The organism is Streptococcus mitis (genome assembly GCF_001074635.1).
GTDB classification, from domain to species: domain Bacteria; phylum Bacillota; class Bacilli; order Lactobacillales; family Streptococcaceae; genus Streptococcus; species Streptococcus mitis_E.
Window position 1 is genome coordinate 1 of the sequence record NZ_JUQO01000168.1, and the last position, 910, is coordinate 910.

1 protein-coding gene is annotated in these 910 nt (G+C 33.3%); it reads right to left on the minus strand.

Going from position 1 to position 910, the window contains the following annotated elements:
• Window positions 1-510: 510 nt before the first annotated feature.
• Window positions 511-910: LPXTG cell wall anchor domain-containing protein (locus ADI58_RS10815; RefSeq protein ID WP_152905485.1), on the minus strand; the 400-nt coding region annotated here is incomplete at its 5' end.

Below are 910 nucleotides of genomic sequence, written 5' to 3' on the forward strand. Positions count from 1 at the left end.
GCCATAATCACCAGCTAAAACAAATGTTAATTTTTCCATTGTATTTACCCATTTCCATTTATTTTTATTTTTCTATTAATTTGCAAACTCAATAAACATCAAATTGATGGTTTAATTTTAAAAATTAAACATAGAAAATATTAGAATTCAATTAAATTCTAATACCCTTCTTCTCTATGAAAGATAATTAATACTCTTCAAACCACGTCAACTTCAACTTGCCGTATAACTATATTTTGACCTGACTCGTCAGTTCCGTCCGCAGCATCAAAGCAATGCTTTGAGCACCCTGTATCTAGTTTGCTATTTGATTTTCATTGAGTATAAACTTCATTTTGATTTTTTGATACTATAAAGTAAATTTACAAAACAGTTGAAAAATATTCCTATCTTAAATTATAACATCATTTTCCCCTACAATACAATAAAAACCCCTTGAAAGTTAAACTTTCCAAGGGGTTTCTTTCAGCATTTCTAATCAATAAGAAAACTTTTTAGATAGTCGTCTTATTAATCTTCTTGATCATTTTTACGGCGTTTCGCAAACAGACCTAGACCAGTCACAGCTGCCAAAGCTCCTAAAAGTACAGATGATTTAGAAGCTTCTGTACCAGTATTTGGCAATTGTTTTCTTGACTTACCTTCTGATACTGTTGTTGTCTCAGAAGATAATGTGTCTGCTGATGTTGATACGCTTGCTGATACTGAAGTATCTGCTGATGTTGATACTGAATCACTTGCTGAAGCTGATACGCTTGTTGACGCAGATACAGATTCAGAAACAGATGTACTTACTGAAGCTGACGCACTTGTTGATCCTAATTCAGAAGGCAATGTGCTTGCTGAAGTAGATGTACTTGTTAACTCTGACGTTGCTTTAGAAACTGATTCGCTCACTGAGTTGTTTGGT